The following is a 15,646-nucleotide window of genomic DNA, read 5'->3' as shown; positions in this document are numbered from 1 at the left end:
GTAGAGTACATAAGCGCCCCTGACTCTGTTGGGGGCGTTTGTTTTTTTAAGGAGAAAGGAATGAGCAAGGAGACAACCTGTGCATGGGCGATGAACCATGAACTTGAGCGTAATTATCATGACGCTGAGTGGGGAGTGCCTGTTTACGACGACACCGTGTTATTTGAGTTCATCACTTTAGAAGGGGCGCAAGCCGGCCTAAGTTGGATTACGATTCTCAAAAAGAGGGAAGGGTACCTCGCCGCCTTTGAAGGCTATGATCTCGATATACTTGCGCGTTATGATGAGTCTGATGTGGAACGAATCATTCAACAATTCGACGTGGTTAAACACAGAGGAAAGGTGCTTTCAGTGTTTAGCAACGCGCGTGCTGCACAGGCTCTACAGCAGGAGTATGGCAGCCTATCAAATGCATTATGGCAGTTCGTTGATGGCAAACCAATGGTTAACCAATGGACAAGTATGGACGAAGTCCCCGCCTCTACCGAGCAATCTAAAGCAATGAGCAAATTCCTCAAGAAAAAGGGGTTTAAGTTTGTTGGTGAGACGATCTGTTATGCCTTCATGCAGGCTGTCGGAATGGTGGATGACCATCTGGTTAACTGTCCAAAAAAATCCCGTTAGCAACGGTTCCTCTATTGCTGTTGATCGTGAATCCTTTCAAGTGCCTGAACCCGTTTCAGTTGAATAGGGTCGAAGCTCTGCTTTCTAAGGAGGGCGATCTGTTCGACTCTATCCTGTTCTGAAACGGAGGAAGATGTCAGTATTTCTTCCCTTTGCTGCAAATAGGAATCTAGCGTTGTTTGGAATGTTTCACGTTCTAAATCGAGCGCGTCAAGACGAGCGGCCGCTTCTGAACCGACTCGCTCGACACGGGCTAGATGCTTTGTTTGGGTATCGAGCGCTGACATTGAAGCAAGGTCTGCGATCAGTTGGTTGTTTATTTCTGCCGTCTGTATGTACTCTGGCATATCTGCAAGTTGTTGTTCAATTATGCTCAATTGTTGTTGGCTATCTAAATCGTCATGAAGGAGTTTCATCTTGTTGATTGCCAATTCACGCAGAAGATTTTCCTCAGAGAACAATTGTCCAATTTGTGATTGAGAAAAAAATTGCTGTTGCAGCTCGAGAATACGCAGGTGCAATTGTTCAAAATCGATCGCGGTAATCGATTCTGATTCTAACGGTTCAAGCTCAGTGAGTGCCTGTTTGTATTCTAGGTAGAGTGAGAATAGTGCCTGTTGCTGAGTGGACTCCAACTCTGTGGAGGCATTCTGACTGACTCTTTGTGTGATTTCCTCAAGGTTTTGTTCGCCTAAGCTGCTCAATGAATAATCGAAGAAGTGTTTTGTCGTGGCAGTATCAGCGGCGACATCTTGCTGGGACGGTGCGTCTGAGATCTTGGGTTGCTGATTCGGGGATGGATAAAAGACCGCTCCTACCCCAACAGAAGTCATAATGATAATGGTAAAGAGAGCGGCCTTTTTCATGAAGTATTCCTTATAACCCTTGTTGTTTCAGACGATTCGCGTGTTGACGATATAGAGTGACCGGGTCGGTCTCAAATAGATGGTGAATCCCTAAAAGCCCATTGATTTCATCGAGATGGTTCATTCGATAATCATCGCGAATCACCTTGCCTAAATGAGTACTGCACGTACCCACCAGACCGTCATTTGCTTCATTAAAAGCCCAGCCAAGGACGACTAACGCTCCGTCAGTAGGATCTAAAAGATTGGTAAAAGTGGAAGATCCAGTCCAAGAGTAGTAGTAAACCCCATTGTCAGCGAGTAAGTCACCATTGCCACATTCAGTGGTTGGTATCCCGTATGGGTGATTTTGGTTGAACGCCAGCGAGCCTTCAGTGGTTAATGCTTCGAGTGACGCCAAAGGATCTTGGTCTAAATCTGTTCCACCAGAAAGCAGATTAATCAGTGTGGTTAGCCCTCCGGCGAGCTTTACCGCCAAACCTTCTAATCCTGAGTCTTCAGGAACGGTTCCCCTAACTAAATCTGCGACTTTAGAGCCTTTATTCACTCCACCAATGCTGGTTACGGAGGCGACGAGGTCAGGTCGCACTGACGCCACATAACGAGCGGTTGGACCTCCGTGACTGTGGCCAATTAGATTGACCTTGGCTGCACCTGTCGCCGCTAAAACAGTTTCTACCTGACTGAGTAGTTGTTCACCTCTTACTTCGGTGCTGTTAGTCGCGGAAACCTGTGCGACGTAGACAGTGGCACCATCTCGGGTTAACGCGTGAGGTATGCCGTAGAAATAATCGACTCCGGCGAGAGAATCGAAACCAAATAGCCCATGAACAAGCACAATGGGGTACTGAGTTTGAGTGTAACCGCTCGCGTGCGCGAGATTGGTTAGCATGGGATGTCCAACTGCTAACGTGCAGCTAAGGACTAGGGAGTAGAGCAGTTTCAAGTTTATCTCCTTCTGGTATGACCTCTGATGAGATATTTAACCGTAGAAGAAAATAGTGATAATACGAAAAGAGAATGGTTAACAAGATGTTAAATCGTGATGGCGAACTAAAAAACAACAGTTTCGATGCACAACGAGTGAGTTGCGAAGTATTTAAGTTAATTGTCAATAAAATCAGGGTATTAAAAAGCCTCGCGAGCGAGGCTTAAAAATAGATGCGGATTATTCGAAATTAAGCAGTCGCTTCTTTCTCAAGAATTAAAGCATTGTAACGTTCGAAACCTGCTTCAAGGTCTGCAATAAGATCGTCAACATTTTCTAGACCAATATGCACGCGTATTAGCGTGCCAGCAAAATTAGGATTGGCAACGGTACGAAGGCTCTCAAAGCTCTTTGGTTCGTTGGCGAGAATCAAACTCTCAAATCCACCCCAAGAGTAGCCCATACTAAAATGTTGCATACCATCAAGTAATGCGGTAGTTGCACGTGGATAGCTGGTTTTTAGAACAAACGAAAACAGGCCGTTACCGCCGGTAAAATCACGGTTAAAGAATTCGTGGCCCGGGCAAGAATCCAAGGCAGGATGACGCACGTGGTCAACTTCAGGTCTTGTTTGGAGCCACTGTGCTACTTTGAGGCTGTTTTCTGCGTGTTGGCGCATGCGAACGTCGAGTGTTCTTATACCACGTAGCCCGAGGTACGCGTCATCCGGAGAAACACACTGACCCATCAAGTAGCTTTGTTCGCGAAGTTGGTCCCAATGCTTCTCGTTGGCTACCGCTGTTCCAAGCATCACGTCTGAGTGACCGACAATGTATTTCGTCGCCGCTTGAATAGAAATATCGACGCCGTGATCAAACGGTGAAAAGTTCACTCCCGCTGCCCATGTATTGTCGAGCATGACAACCATCTCATTTTCATGAGCGATACGCGCTAGGGTAGGGACATCTTGAACTTCCATCGTGATAGAACCTGGAGACTCTAAAAACAGGACCTTGGTATTGGGTTTGATGAGGCCGCGAATCTCTTCACCTATGGTAGGTTCATAGTAGGTGGTCTCGATTCCCATCTTCTTGAGGATTTTGTCACAGTAGTCGCGTGTTGGCTCATAACAGGTGTCAACCATCAAAATATGGTCTCCTGTTTCGACGAATGACAGAATAGCATTAGCAATCGCAGCTGTACCGCATGGGTATAACGCACAGCCAGCACCGCCTTCGATTTCTGTCATGGCGTCTTGAAAAGCAAAATGCGTATTGGTACCACGGCGACCGTAGAAGAGAGTTTTGTTCGCTCGGTTGATGGTTGCATGGTGTTTTTCCGCAACGGTATCGAAGACCACGGTTGAAGCGCGCTGAACGGGTGGGTTGACAACACCATTCGTCCATTTTTTGTCGCGGCCCGCCGTAACATACTTGGTCTGTTTGCTTTCTGACATTGGAAGTCCTTATCTATTAACGCATTGCCATATTTAAACCATGGCAAGGCGTCAATATCAAGCACGGATCAGAGTAGAGGGTTAAACAGGTAAAAAACGCGTTCCAAAAAGCGCGAATAAAGAGTGCGTTTTTGCCACTGTTCGATGTCGACCTGATGAGATTCGTTGATGTAGCTTTGCTGAAGCCACAACATCTCTTTGGTAAAGGCTTCATCGTCAATTGCTAATGTTAGTTCGAAGTTTAGCCATAGACTACGCATGTCCATATTAACGGTGCCCACTAAGCAGAACTGTTCATCGATCACGACGGACTTAGTGTGGAGTAGACCACCATAGAACTCGTAAATTTCGACCCCAGCACTAAGTAGTTCACTATAGAAGGCTCGAGAGGCCCACTGAACCATGATGGAGTCATTCTTATGCGGAATGATCAACTCGACTTTAATGCCCCTTTGTGCGGTCATTTTGAGCGTTTCTAGTAAGTCGGAACTTGGCACAAAATAGGGTGTGGTAATTCGAACGGAATGATTGGCCTGATTGATTGCTAAGGTGAGCACCTGAGATATTAAGTGCTCAGGCATCCCTGGACCAGAAGGAACGACTTGAATAGGGTGCTGTGGTTCGTCCGGGTTAATGCGACATTCTGGTAACTGAGGAAAACGACGAGAGCCAGTTTCCACTTCCCAATCCCAGCAGTGAATTGCTGATAGGACATTGACGGTAGGGCCTGTTATACGCACCATGATATCAATCCACTGACCGACACCAGAATCCTGCTTGAAGTACGCCGGATCAACCATGTTCATTGAGCCCGTATAGGCGATTTTTTCATCAATAACGATGATTTTTCTATGCTGACGTAAATCGAGACGGCGTAAGAATATACGCCATGGACTGACTTCTAGAGCTTGAACGACTTCGATACCAGCGTTGTTCATCATCTTTAACCACTCGCTGCGGAAAAAGCGTGGACTGCCAGCGGAATCAAGCAGTAGCTTCACGTTTACACCACGTTTGGCTGCTCTGATTAAGGCAGATGCTACGGAGTCGGCTAATCCACCCGGATGCCAAATATAGAAAACCATTCGAATACTTGATTGCGCATTTTCGATATCGTCGATGACCGAATGGAGGATTTGTTCGGGCGAGCTTTGTAGCGACAAGGAGTTGCCAGACAATGCAGGCAAGCCTAATCGGTTATTACACAATTCGTCGATACGGTAAATATGTCGGCCAAAACTCTCGGGTGAGTGAGCGTGGCAGTCATTGAGTTTGGCGAACCACTGCGCAAAGGGAGACAGCATCTCCTTTGCTCTCTCTGCCCGTTTACGGCCGAGGTTGAGTTCACCAAATAGGAAATAGCAAGCGACACCTACAATCGGAATGATGTAGATAACCATTAACCAGGCAAGAGACACACTCACCGCTCGACGCTTTAGTACAACACGTATGGTTACACCAGCAACGAGTATCCAGTAAAAGACAATGCCAGCGAGTGTCAGGAAGTGATAAAACTTTTCCATTCAGATACCTAGGTAATATATAGCACTCCAATATTAGAACTCACGGCGCACTAGGACAAGTCACAAATTAGTGATGGCAGAAACTATATGGAATGAATGTTGAAAAGCACAAATATGTTATGTGAATGTAAAATTTGGTGTTTGGCGGGTGTTATAGGCGAAAAAAACAGCATTTAAACACAATCTTTACATTTATGATGGAAAAATATACTGTTCGGGCTTCCAATTTTAATCTTAAACTGTTTTACTTGCTACAACGTTAGCGTCACTGATAATTTTAATAAGTGTAAAAAAAATTATACAACCACTTTTAAAGACGCCTAGCAGAAGCAAACACAACTTAAAACATGATTTAATGGAGTAACCATGGCTACAAGTACAAGTGCACAGCCCCGTGATACATGGGGGTCTAAACTAGGCTTCGTCATGGCCGCAGCAGGTTCTGCTGTTGGTTTGGGCAACATATGGAAATTTCCTTACACAGCGGGTGAGAGTGGCGGCGGTGCGTTCGTTGCAATTTACCTAATCTTTGTAATTTTTATCGGCTTTAGCGTAATGCTTACAGAATTCGCTATTGGTCGTAAGACAGGTCTATCAGCAGTAGGTGCGTTCAAATCGACTGACCGTCGTTGGACCTTTACTGGGGTGATGGGGGTACTAAGTGGCCTATTGATCATGGGTTTCTACCCTGTCGTAGGTGGTTGGGCTCTCGCATACATCTTCAAAGTGGGTGGTGGTCTACTAAGCACACCTGAAGCAATCGGTGATAGCTTCGGTAGCTTTATCTCAGATCCTGTTCAGCCACTGATGTGGATGGGTATCTATCTAGCTTTCAACATCATTATCGTAATGAAGGGTATTTCAGGCGGTATCGAGAAAGCAGGTAAGATTCTAATGCCGCTTCTATTCCTAATTCTGATCGTTGTATCGGTAAAAGGTTTGATGCTCCCAGGTGCAATGGCAGGTCTAGAATTCCTGTTCATGCCTGACTTTTCAAAAGTAGACAGTAATGTTGTTCTAGCTGCGCTAGGTCAGGCATTCTTCTCACTAAGTCTTGGTATGGGCTGTATGATGACCTACGGTTCTTACCTGAAGAAGAAAGAGAACTTAGTTCAGACGACAGGTATGGTAACGGCTATGGATACGGGTGTTGCGATCCTAGCAGGTGTCGCGATGTTCCCAGCAATGTTCGCGTTCGGTATGGAACCAGCAGCAGGTCCAGGCTTGGTGTTCGTGGTTGTACCTCAGCTATTCGCTGAAATGGGTGGCGTAATCGGTCTACTATTCGCTCTAATGTTCTTCATCGCACTAACGGTAGCAGCACTAACATCTTCAGTTTCTCTTCTTGAAGTTGTTGTATCGTACCTAATCGATGAAAAAGGAATGAAGCGTTCTACTGCAGTACTTAGCTCAAGCGTAGTAATGGCTGCACTATGTGTATTCGCTTCACTATCTCTAGGTGGCGTAGGTCCGACATTATTTGGTACAGGTGCATTCGATATCTTTGACTTGCTAACAGATAAGATCTTCCTAGCAGTTGGCGGTATGTTGGTGTGTATCTTTGCGGGCTGGCGTCTATCTCGTGCAGACCTTGAGAAAGAAATCACTAACGATGGCGAAGTATCATTCCCACTATTCGGTCTATGGTACAACTTGGTTAAATACGTGATTCCAGTTGCTATCGCTATTGTTGCCTTCATGGGTGTCAAGTCTGGCTTCGACAGTGGCAAAGGTGAAATCATGCTGTTAGGTCTTGGTATCATCGCACTCACAGCGGTTTTCTCTAAAAAGCTGTAATCGGATTACCCATCCTTAAAAAAACCTCCGAAAGGAGGTTTTTTTTTGCTTCAACTTTAGCGCAAGGCTTGCAGCGTGGTTGGTTAGACTGGTTTTCACGATGAGAACGGGTATACTCATGCGTCCAAAGTGGAGCCCGATATATGTTTGATATTTTATATACCCACCCCGATTTTATCGTCATCAATAAACATCCTAATGTTTCAGTACACAAAGATGACGGCGATACCATGTTGCTTGCAGAAGTCGCCAAACTAACGGGTGATGACAAACTGTATTTGATCCACCGCCTAGATAAGATGACCTCCGGAATCCTGCTATTAGGGCGCAACAGTTGTGCGGCGAGTGAACTGAGTAAACAGTTTGCTGACCGTCGGGTGGAAAAGTTCTATCTGGCGATTGGGTGTAATAAACCAAAGAAGAAGCAAGGGCTTATTAGCGGTGATATGCAACGTTCACGGCGTTCGGCTTGGAAACTGGTCAACACGCAGGATAATCCTGCTATTACACAGTTTTTTTCTCTGGCGGGCATGCCGGGGGAGAGGTTGTTCCTATGTCGGCCACACACGGGAAAGACCCATCAGATTCGGGTGGCGCTAAAGTCATTAGGGTCTGCGATTGCCGGTGATCCTATTTATAACGCTAGCCACAGTGCTGATCGTGGCTATCTCCATGCTTATGCCCTTCGTTTTGACTATCAGCAGCAAGCCTATCAGTTTGTATGCGATCCACGAAACAGAGCCGAATGTGGCGAAAAATGGAATCAACACATGACCAGTCAAGGTATCGAATCTTGGCTTACACCATGGGAGTTAACATGGCCGAAGATAAACAAATAACACCAATTGCAATGCAGGCTGAGCACTTACCGTGTTTCTTTGCACAACTGACCGCACAGCTAGAGATGGTGCCGAATGAAGTAAGACGTCTTTTCCATGGCCGTGGGCGTCGTTTTGATGGCTTAGAACAGTTAACGTGTGATTGGATTCAAGGCCAGTTAATTGTCAGTATCTTCAAAACTGTTGATGATCAATTCTTAGCAGCGCTGAAAGCGGGTTTGATGGAGATTGCTCAGTCTGCTCTCTGGAGTGAGAAACAAGGGCAGGCAATAGTCATTCAGCACCGATATGCGGAAGGTGCGCCTTCTGAAGTGCTGCTTGGCGATTTAAACAGTCGTCCAGTTGTTGTTGAGTCGCAGTTGAAATACCAGCTTGATATCGGACGCAACCAGAACACGGGTCTGTTTTTGGATATGCGTTATGGACGTGACTGGGTTAAGGCAAACGCCAAACATAAAAATGTCCTCAACTTATTTGCTTACACGTGCGGTTTCTCCGTGGCAGCCATTGAGGGTGGGGCTGATCAAGTGGTTAACGTTGACATGTCGAAAGGTTCACTTGCGAAAGGAAGAGAGAACCACAAACTCAACGGTCACAATATTAATCAGGTAAAGTTTCTCGGCTACGACATTTTCCGCTCATGGGGAAAAATCAAAAAAATGGGTCGTTACGACCTTATTATTATTGATCCGCCGTCATTCCAAAAGGGTAGCTTTGCTTTAACTAAAGACTACAAACGTATCTTAAGAAAACTTCCTGAACTATTGGCAGAGGATGGACAAGTGCTCGCGTGTGTAAACTCACCGCAAGTGACGTGTGATTTCTTGATCGATGGCATGAAGGAAGAAGCCCCAACATTGAGTTTTGTTGAGCGTCTTGAGAATCCACCAGAATTCGAAGATGTGGACAGTGAAGCGTCATTAAAAGTTATGTTGTTTAAATAAAAAAAACGCCTTTAAAGGGCGTTTTTTTTACCTAAATTTAGCCTTGCGTTAAGCCTGATCACGGCTCTGTTTTAAAGTAATAAAACCCGAATAAATTCGAGTTAGAGTTGTAAACCAGCATGCTGCACCAAACAGGTAGGCAATCAATGCAAAGTGGTTAGGAAGTAAGCAGAATAAGATAAAGCACACAATGGTTTCAGTCCCTTCCGTCAGACCACTCATGTAGTAAAGAGATTTGTGCTGATAGACTGGATTTTCAATGCCTCGTTTTCCTGCCATGACTGCGAAGGCCAAAAAGCTGCTGCCGGTACCGATAAACGAGAAAATCAAAAATGCGCCCGCAACGGCATTTTGCTCAGGGTTTGCCAATACGAACCCAAAAGGAATAAGTGAATAGAACAGAAAGTCGAGGCTAATATCTAGAAAGCCGCCCGCATCTGTGATTCCTTGAATGCGCGCCAGAGCGCCATCCAGACCATCGCAGATTCTATTAGCGATGATGAGTAGCAATGCCAGAGTATATTGCTCAAAAATCAACGCTGGAAAGGCGACGCAGCCAAGCGCAAAACCAAAAATCGTGGTTTGGTTGGCGGTGATACCACATCGGTCTAAGAGGTTTGCTGATTGTGCTAATGGCCAGCGAATAACTTTGATACTCAAACGATCAAGCATGAGCTGTCTCCCATGGCCAAGATAGGCAACGGCTATTGTCGGGAATATCGGTTTCATCATGAGTGACCATAAGCGCAGGGATATCTGCTTTTTTGAGTTGTTCTACAACCCATTGGCGAAACTGAACTCGCAACTCTTTATCCAGCTTACTAAATGGCTCATCAAGCAAGGCCAGATTAGGCTTAGCGAGTAGCATGCGAGTTAGGCTAATTCGCGCACGTTGCCCACCTGAAATCTGGTCGGGAAAAGAGTCCGCCAAGTTGGAGAGTGAAATGTTTTTCAGTGCTTTCATCGCCTGCTCTTTACGCGCAGCGCCTTTGACTTCATTTGGCAAGGCAAACGCGAGGTTCTCCCATACAGAAAGGTGTGGAAACAGTAAATCATCTTGGAACAAAATACCGACCTGACGTTGATGCGCTGGCAACGAGTCAATCGGCTTTTGATTCAAAGAGATTTGACCTTGGTAGGTGAAGTCACTGCTTAGGTGTCCGGCAATCGCATCAAGCAAAGTTGATTTACCGCAGCCACTTGGTCCCATTAGCGTGACAATTTCTCCGTTATTGATTTGAAGGTTCAGTGCGTCAAACAGTACCTCACCACTTTTGTTACAGATGACGAGGTTTTTGAGACAAAGGCTCATTGGGTAGCAATCCTTTAATAGACAATCTACGGTATTTAACCTGAAGTCGGCTGAGTACCATAGCGATAGAGAAGAAAATGAGTGGCAACAATGCTTGCCACAACGCATAAATTGCGGTGACACGACGGTCAAAACCACTCGAAAGCGCCACAGCTTCAGTCGTTATCGTGCTTATTCTCCCCGCGCCTAATACTAGCGTAGGTAAGTATTGTGCCAAGCTGACACTAATACCGATAGCCCAAGCAAAAAGCACCGCGGGCAACAATATCGGTAACTTAATCTGCCACCAAACCTGAATTGGGCTTTTACCCAAACTTAGGCCGACACGGGTCAAGCCATTGTCGAAGCTGCGCCAAGGACCATCCAGTGAGAGGTAAACGTAAGGAAAGGCAAAGAATACGTGTGCCCAGCAAACCCAGAATAGGTACGCACTACTGTTTAGGTAGAGCGTGACTATCTGAATACCAAATAGAATCGAAAGTTGCGGGATTAACATTGGAATCGCAATGACGTATCCAGGTATCTGTCGATGATGTCGTTGGTGGTACTCGTGAGCCGCTAACGCAAGCAACAGAGCAATACTGGCACTGACTAATGCGATTAAAAGGCTTTGGTTGAGTGCGCTAAAAATACCCGCCCACTCATATTGCCAGAAGCGCAAACTAAACTGAGTAGGAAGTAGGTCTGGGAATCGCCATCTCTGAGCAAAGCTCCATAAAACCAAGATGGGTGCTATAGCCAGACTTAAAACTAGCACAATGCTGAAGGCGGATTTACCGGGCAGCTCCATTCCTGAACGCCCTGAATATTGCCAATGCTTGATCCCTTTTGTGACCACCCATTCGACGATTCTGGCGAATAGAATCAGTACGCTGGCGATAAGAAACAGTAATGTCGCACCCGATGCAGCGCGAGGAAGTTGAGCTAAATCTGGTTCGTTAAACCACTGCCAAATTAAAACAGCAAAGGTTGGAGGATTCGTTGGTCCGATAATCAAGGCGACATCAACCACTGAAAGGCTGTAGGCAATCACAGCCAGCATCGGAAAGCGAAGTTTGGCAAACCATTGTGGAAAGATGCATTTCCACCAAGTCTGAGCCCTAGAATAACCCAGTGATTGGGTTACTTTTTCGGTTTGTGCCACTTTTAGCTGCTGTAGAATCGGGATGCTCATCAGCAATAGGAAGGGAATTTCCTTTATAGCCAGCATGAGAACCAGTCCTATTGCATAAGGATCTTTGATCAGAAAGGCGAGATCAGAGACAGATTGCGCATTTGGATCATAGCCAAACAGGTGGTACGACGATCGAGCCACCAATCCGGTTGGAGAAAAAAGAAAGGCAAAACCAATAGCAAAAGCGACGTGCGGCATAGCGAGTAAAGGGGATAACGTCAGTTCGATTTTACGCCAAAATGGATGATGCCAACTGGTAAGCAGAATCGCAAAGGTCGCTAAGCAGGCGAGATAGCTACTAGCAAGAGTTGAAAAGAGAGTGAGACTAACTGACTGTCCGATGCCCTGCCAAGAGAAAACTGACTCAAAGCCATTTAATGAAAATGACTCAAGTCCAATGGGCGGAATATAACCAAACGCAGCCACTACCACTCCGGCAAGTCCCGGAATGGTAGGCAAGATGCAAATTAGAATAATAGAAAAGTAGATTGCGCGTAACATCGAATCACTTCTAGTTTCCGTAACGTTTAAGCCATTCTTGCTCTAACGCATTTTGCCAACTTGGGTGAGGCTCGGCGATAGATTTGAACTGTTGAGTATTTTTGGCCGTTCCAGTGAGATATTGGCTACTCAATACGGACGGATCGCCCCAAATCTTAGTATCCCCCTTGCGTGACTGGGCATCAGGGCTTAACAAAAAGTTGATGGCGACTTGTGCCCCTGCGCTAGCGTTGGCATTCCATGGAATCGCTAAGAAGTGAATGTTCGATAGCGCACCGTTATCCATCGCGTAGGCTTGGGTTGAGTTTGCAAGGTTGCCATTTGCTTGGGCGGAATACACAGCATTAGGGTTGAAGGTGATAGCGAGATCGATCTGGCCATCATCGAGCAATTGAATTGACTCCGTTGTACCTGATGGAAATTGTTTACCCCCACGCCAAGCCACTTTGTGGAACTCATCCAAATATTGCCATAAAGGTTGAGTAATGATGGCAAAACTCTTCTCATCTACTGGCCGCATTAACGAAGCGTCGTTGTTGGTCAGTTCAATCAGCAGCGCTTTTAGAAAACTAGTGCCATGGAATTCTGGCGGGCGAGGGTAGCTTAGGCGGTTTGGAAAGGCGTTCGCATAGCTTAACATCTCAGTAAACGAAGTAGGTGGGTTATTGAGTTTCAACTTGTCATGAATAAACACCAGTTGCCCCACACCCCAAGGTGCTTCTAAGCCTTCTGTAGGTTCAGAAAAATCAACGTCTATCGGCAATGTTTTGTCGACATATTGCCAGTTAGGTAGTCGGGTTGTAAACGGACCAAACAGTAATTGATTGTCTTTCATTGATTTGAAGTTTTCGCCATTGATCCAAACCATATCAACGCTACCACCGCTGTTTTTTCCTGCGGCTTTTTCAGCAATTAGGCGGCTGGTGGTTTCAGCAATATCCGTAACTTTAACGTGTTGCAGTGTGACGCCGTATTGAGATTGAAGCTGGCTATTCGCCCATTGGATATAGCGGTTAATTTCTTGGCTGCCTCCCCACGCGTGGAAGTATACCGTTTGTCCTTTTGCTTGTTCGATCGTTTGCTGCCAAGTATCAGTTGCGAATGATGAAAAAGACACGATTAATGTTGATAGTAAAGTGATCAGCCTTGTCATAATGGTCCTTGTTAGTTGGTTGTTGCTATCGGCCATTGAGTTAGACCGGAACAATTCACTTATTCGTTCATTATGACTGAAAAAAGATAGGTTTCTTATATATTTGAGGTAAAAGTAGATGGATTGTGTAAAAAGTGAGTAGCAAAAAGTAAAAAAGCAGCCCGAAAGGCTGCTTCTAAAATAGGATGACTTGACGCGTCGAATTAGTTTTTCCAATCGCTCAGTTTGAACGTAAGCGTGTGAACGTCGTTTTTCAGTACCATTGAATCATTGGTCAATGTCATGTCACTCCAGTCAGAGAGTGTTTGAGAAAATGCTTGTTCAACGTCCATCACATCACCGACACACATTTTCATTGTCATGCCCATCTTTTCAATGCGGAACTGGTTGTCTTTTAGTTCAGCTTGACCAAAGAAGTTGTTACAGCCAGCGTTACCATTGGCTGTCATCTTTTCGCCAACCTCTAGGCGAGGAGCTTGTTGGCGGCCTTCTAGTACAATATCTTTACCGTCAATGCTAACCAACTCCCAGTTGTGGTGTTGGAGATCCTGAGCTGTAATTTGTTTCACATCGTCACCATTGCTTGCACATGCGGTCACTACAACAGGTAGGGTAATTGCTGCAAGTAACATTTTTGGACTAAGCTTCATAATAAATCAACTCCAATAAGTAGATAATAAGCCTTTTAGCTTCGGCTTTGATGGTTTCAGTATAATTAATAAAACACTGTTTTTGTCAGAGGAGAGTCATAGTTTGGTCTAAATCACATATTGGAACTTATTGATAAACATCCAATTATAGATACCGTAGAGTGTAATTTGTGCTTTTTAGCAAATGGGTGACCGTTTGGAACAGTTAGAGTTTTTTGTCGTACCAAGTCCTTGCGTAGGCGTATGCACAGTAGATGAAAAAGGCTACTGCAAAGGGTGTATGCGTAAAAGAGAAGAGCGCTTTAATTGGCTAACCATGACCCCCGCCCAGCAACTGCATGTCATCAAGCTATGCCGACAGCGATACCTGAGAAAAATGAAACGAGATTCAGTAGCTCGTATCGATCAAGATAGTACGGATAGCCCTCAACAAGATCTTTTTTAAAATCAAATACTTTACAGTCTTATTCTTTGCCGCTATACCTTTAGTATCGTGTACTGTATTTAAAGGTGTAGTATGGATATACGAAATCAAATACCCAACCCTTGTATAGGGTACTGCCAAGTTGACTCAAAAGGCCTCTGCTTGGGCTGTGGCAGAAGCCGCGAAGAACGTTATCTTTGGTATCAACTGACCGAGACAGAACAAAGAGAGATTTTACAAAGAGTGTGCGTACAATCTCTCTATCCCGTTAAATAGCATCCAGCTTACTTTAAACCCCATCGGTCGCTAACCCATCCTCCGGCGTGCTCATCAAAATGGCTACCAGAGAAACGATGATTAGCTTCGGTATGCTTTTCACACGAGGGTTGATCGTCGATCAAATGCTGAATATAACTTGCCATTGGATCACCGCTTTTCAGCCGGTCTTGCCTGGTGGCAACTTCTTTAATCAACTGAAGACGGTATGAGTTACTAGCACGTTTCATGCGGTGATCCTCCTTGGTTATGACACTAATATGAAAAGTTAGAAGTGGATGTTTCCAGCGTCAATCTAATTTGATTATTTTTTGTTCTATTTTAGTTTTTAAGAACTCTGTTTCAGTCATGAAACCATGATCAAAATGGGCTATTGCCTTGAAATTAGAAGGGGAGTTGAAGGGAGACAAAAGAGCGGCAGTGAAATAAAAAATTCACACAAATTTATTGCTACTTTACTTTGTGATCATTTGCTACTAAGGCCTATCAGGGGAATAAAAAAACCAGTCGTGTATTACGACTGGTTTGATATGAACATTGGAGCGTTACTTACTTAGCGAAGTTCACGATTGGGAAGCAAGGTAGGAAGCCGTTGTCAGCACAGTTGATTAGGCCGATTTGAACCCCTTCAATTTTACTTGTCTTGTTGAACACGCCTACTTGCACGGTTGACTCGCTCGACAGGTTAACCGCACCTACGTCGACCATAGTGTCGCCTTCAGAGTAGTTAACAAAACTAACGTTTGCGCCATTAACGTTGTTAGTAATGTTAACCGCACCAAGGTTAACCCCGGTAGTTAACCCTTCGTTCCAGTTGAATAGACCAAGAGAAGCGCCGGTCATTTCTTGATTCACTTTTGAAGCGCCTAAAAAGAGGCCAAAGTTAACACCTGTTGTTGTATTGGTCTCAGACATACCGACAATCGCAAAGTCGACACCTTTCACTTGGTCTACTTTACCGTGTAGGGCTGCGAGACGAACGCCAGAAACTTGTGAGTTATCTGGTGCATTAAAATCGTTGATAGAAGAGAACATCACTGGGGATGAAGCAACAGCGAAAGAAGAGGCGAACGCTGTAGAGATAGCCACTGCAGTAAGAATTTTTTTCATAATAACTCCAAGTATTAGCTGTATATCCAGATTAAAGACCAATGTGTATCCGCATTAGCCTACTTTGTA

Annotated in this window: 17 protein-coding genes; 6 read left to right on the top strand and 11 right to left on the bottom strand. The window is 45.1% G+C overall.

Annotation, left to right across the window (positions count from 1 at the left end):
* Positions 1 to 60 precede the first annotated feature (60 nt).
* Complete coding sequence (locus tag ACQEXP_RS01645) at positions 61 to 624, top strand: DNA-3-methyladenine glycosylase I (RefSeq protein ID WP_426967735.1); 564 nt, start codon at positions 61 to 63, stop codon at positions 622 to 624.
* An 11-nt stretch (positions 625 to 635) separates the two neighbouring features.
* Here ACQEXP_RS01645 and ACQEXP_RS01640 read toward each other — a convergent pair whose 3' ends face one another.
* The 4 genes from ACQEXP_RS01640 to cls form a co-directional block, all read right to left on the bottom strand.
* Positions 636 to 1,490, bottom strand: coding sequence for a lipase secretion chaperone (locus ACQEXP_RS01640; protein WP_426967733.1), 855 nt, complete (start codon positions 1,488 to 1,490; stop codon positions 636 to 638).
* Between the two features lie 10 nt (positions 1,491 to 1,500).
* Positions 1,501 to 2,436, bottom strand: a complete 936-nt coding sequence (locus tag ACQEXP_RS01635; protein ID WP_426967731.1) for a lipase family alpha/beta hydrolase — start codon at positions 2,434 to 2,436, stop codon at positions 1,501 to 1,503.
* Positions 2,437 to 2,668: 232 nt separating this feature from the next.
* Positions 2,669 to 3,874, bottom strand: a complete 1,206-nt coding sequence (locus ACQEXP_RS01630; protein ID WP_426967729.1) for a cystathionine beta-lyase — start codon at positions 3,872 to 3,874, stop codon at positions 2,669 to 2,671.
* A 68-nt stretch (positions 3,875 to 3,942) separates the two neighbouring features.
* Entirely contained in the window at positions 3,943 to 5,397 is a 1,455-nt protein-coding gene (cls, locus tag ACQEXP_RS01625; RefSeq protein ID WP_269377324.1) for a cardiolipin synthase, read from the bottom strand.
* Between the two features lie 366 nt (positions 5,398 to 5,763).
* Here cls and ACQEXP_RS01620 point away from each other — a divergent pair, with 366 nt between their 5' ends.
* The 3 genes from ACQEXP_RS01620 to ACQEXP_RS01610 all read left to right on the top strand — a co-directional run bounded on the left by ACQEXP_RS01620 (position 5,764) and on the right by ACQEXP_RS01610 (position 8,977).
* Positions 5,764 to 7,194, top strand: coding sequence for a sodium-dependent transporter (locus ACQEXP_RS01620; protein ID WP_269377325.1), 1,431 nt, complete (start codon positions 5,764 to 5,766; stop codon positions 7,192 to 7,194).
* A gap of 143 nt (positions 7,195 to 7,337) precedes the next feature.
* Complete coding sequence (locus ACQEXP_RS01615; protein ID WP_426967726.1) at positions 7,338 to 8,033, top strand: TIGR01621 family pseudouridine synthase; 696 nt, start codon at positions 7,338 to 7,340, stop codon at positions 8,031 to 8,033.
* 11 nt (positions 8,034 to 8,044) lie between these two features.
* The gene (locus ACQEXP_RS01610; RefSeq protein ID WP_426968032.1) at positions 8,045 to 8,977 is read left to right on the top strand and encodes a class I SAM-dependent methyltransferase; all 933 of its coding nucleotides are present in this window, start codon (positions 8,045 to 8,047) and stop codon (positions 8,975 to 8,977) included.
* A 48-nt stretch (positions 8,978 to 9,025) separates the two neighbouring features.
* Here the strand turns inward: ACQEXP_RS01610 and ACQEXP_RS01605 are convergent, their stop codons facing one another.
* The 5 genes from ACQEXP_RS01605 to ACQEXP_RS01585 all read right to left on the bottom strand — a co-directional run bounded on the left by ACQEXP_RS01605 (position 9,026) and on the right by ACQEXP_RS01585 (position 13,767).
* Positions 9,026 to 9,649: a CDP-alcohol phosphatidyltransferase family protein gene (locus tag ACQEXP_RS01605; RefSeq protein WP_426967724.1), complete on the bottom strand. Its 624-nt coding sequence runs from the start codon at positions 9,647 to 9,649 to the stop codon at positions 9,026 to 9,028.
* Positions 9,642 to 10,289: an ATP-binding cassette domain-containing protein gene (locus ACQEXP_RS01600; RefSeq protein ID WP_426967723.1), complete on the bottom strand. Its 648-nt coding sequence runs from the start codon at positions 10,287 to 10,289 to the stop codon at positions 9,642 to 9,644. Before ACQEXP_RS01600 ends, ACQEXP_RS01605 begins: the two co-directional genes overlap by 8 nt.
* A complete protein-coding gene (locus ACQEXP_RS01595) occupies positions 10,255 to 11,964 on the bottom strand; it encodes an ABC transporter permease (RefSeq protein WP_426967721.1) in 1,710 nt (569 codons plus the stop codon). The genes ACQEXP_RS01600 and ACQEXP_RS01595 overlap by 35 nt, the downstream gene beginning before the upstream one ends.
* Positions 11,965 to 11,974: 10 nt before the next feature.
* Entirely contained in the window at positions 11,975 to 13,117 is a 1,143-nt protein-coding gene (locus ACQEXP_RS01590) for an ABC transporter substrate-binding protein (protein WP_426967719.1), read from the bottom strand.
* A 203-nt stretch (positions 13,118 to 13,320) separates the two neighbouring features.
* Positions 13,321 to 13,767, bottom strand: coding sequence for an META domain-containing protein (locus ACQEXP_RS01585; RefSeq protein ID WP_269377331.1), 447 nt, complete (start codon positions 13,765 to 13,767; stop codon positions 13,321 to 13,323).
* A 196-nt stretch (positions 13,768 to 13,963) separates the two neighbouring features.
* Between ACQEXP_RS01585 and ACQEXP_RS01580 the strand changes: the two genes are divergently transcribed.
* Positions 13,964 to 14,212 (top strand): DUF1289 domain-containing protein, encoded by a 249-nt coding sequence (locus ACQEXP_RS01580; protein WP_269377332.1) that lies wholly within the window; start codon positions 13,964 to 13,966, stop codon positions 14,210 to 14,212.
* Positions 14,213 to 14,284: 72 nt separating this feature from the next.
* Complete coding sequence (locus ACQEXP_RS01575; protein WP_269377333.1) at positions 14,285 to 14,467, top strand: DUF1289 domain-containing protein; 183 nt, start codon at positions 14,285 to 14,287, stop codon at positions 14,465 to 14,467.
* An 8-nt stretch (positions 14,468 to 14,475) separates the two neighbouring features.
* Here the strand turns inward: ACQEXP_RS01575 and ACQEXP_RS01570 are convergent, their stop codons facing one another.
* Entirely contained in the window at positions 14,476 to 14,697 is a 222-nt protein-coding gene (locus ACQEXP_RS01570) for a hypothetical protein (RefSeq protein WP_269377334.1), read from the bottom strand.
* A 319-nt stretch (positions 14,698 to 15,016) separates the two neighbouring features.
* Positions 15,017 to 15,577: a VC2662 family protein gene (locus tag ACQEXP_RS01565; protein WP_269377335.1), complete on the bottom strand. Its 561-nt coding sequence runs from the start codon at positions 15,575 to 15,577 to the stop codon at positions 15,017 to 15,019.
* Positions 15,578 to 15,646 lie beyond the last annotated feature (69 nt).

The sequence above is a fragment of the Vibrio sp. TRT 1302 genome, from assembly GCF_050113875.1.
In the GTDB taxonomy this organism is placed as follows: domain Bacteria; phylum Pseudomonadota; class Gammaproteobacteria; order Enterobacterales; family Vibrionaceae; genus Vibrio.
This window is presented reverse-complemented; position numbering and strand designations above follow the sequence as displayed.

Bases quoted from the DNA above. Each gene is read 5' to 3' on its own strand.
- ACQEXP_RS01645 (WP_426967735.1), top strand. From the start codon at position 61: ATGAGCAAGGAGACAACCTGTGCATGGGCGATGAACCATGAACTTGAG.
- ACQEXP_RS01640 (WP_426967733.1), bottom strand. From the start codon at position 1,490: ATGAAAAAGGCCGCTCTCTTTACCATTATCATTATGACTTCTGTTGGG.
- ACQEXP_RS01630 (WP_426967729.1), bottom strand. From the start codon at position 3,874: ATGTCAGAAAGCAAACAGACCAAGTATGTTACGGCGGGCCGCGACAAA.
- cls (WP_269377324.1), bottom strand. From the start codon at position 5,397: ATGGAAAAGTTTTATCACTTCCTGACACTCGCTGGCATTGTCTTTTAC.
- ACQEXP_RS01620 (WP_269377325.1), top strand. From the start codon at position 5,764: ATGGCTACAAGTACAAGTGCACAGCCCCGTGATACATGGGGGTCTAAA.
- ACQEXP_RS01615 (WP_426967726.1), top strand. From the start codon at position 7,338: ATGTTTGATATTTTATATACCCACCCCGATTTTATCGTCATCAATAAA.
- ACQEXP_RS01610 (WP_426968032.1), top strand. From the start codon at position 8,045: ATGCAGGCTGAGCACTTACCGTGTTTCTTTGCACAACTGACCGCACAG.
- ACQEXP_RS01605 (WP_426967724.1), bottom strand. From the start codon at position 9,649: ATGCTTGATCGTTTGAGTATCAAAGTTATTCGCTGGCCATTAGCACAA.
- ACQEXP_RS01600 (WP_426967723.1), bottom strand. From the start codon at position 10,289: ATGAGCCTTTGTCTCAAAAACCTCGTCATCTGTAACAAAAGTGGTGAG.
- ACQEXP_RS01595 (WP_426967721.1), bottom strand. From the start codon at position 11,964: ATGTTACGCGCAATCTACTTTTCTATTATTCTAATTTGCATCTTGCCT.
- ACQEXP_RS01590 (WP_426967719.1), bottom strand. From the start codon at position 13,117: ATGACAAGGCTGATCACTTTACTATCAACATTAATCGTGTCTTTTTCA.
- ACQEXP_RS01585 (WP_269377331.1), bottom strand. From the start codon at position 13,767: ATGAAGCTTAGTCCAAAAATGTTACTTGCAGCAATTACCCTACCTGTT.
- ACQEXP_RS01575 (WP_269377333.1), top strand. From the start codon at position 14,285: ATGGATATACGAAATCAAATACCCAACCCTTGTATAGGGTACTGCCAA.
- ACQEXP_RS01570 (WP_269377334.1), bottom strand. From the start codon at position 14,697: ATGAAACGTGCTAGTAACTCATACCGTCTTCAGTTGATTAAAGAAGTT.
- ACQEXP_RS01565 (WP_269377335.1), bottom strand. From the start codon at position 15,577: ATGAAAAAAATTCTTACTGCAGTGGCTATCTCTACAGCGTTCGCCTCT.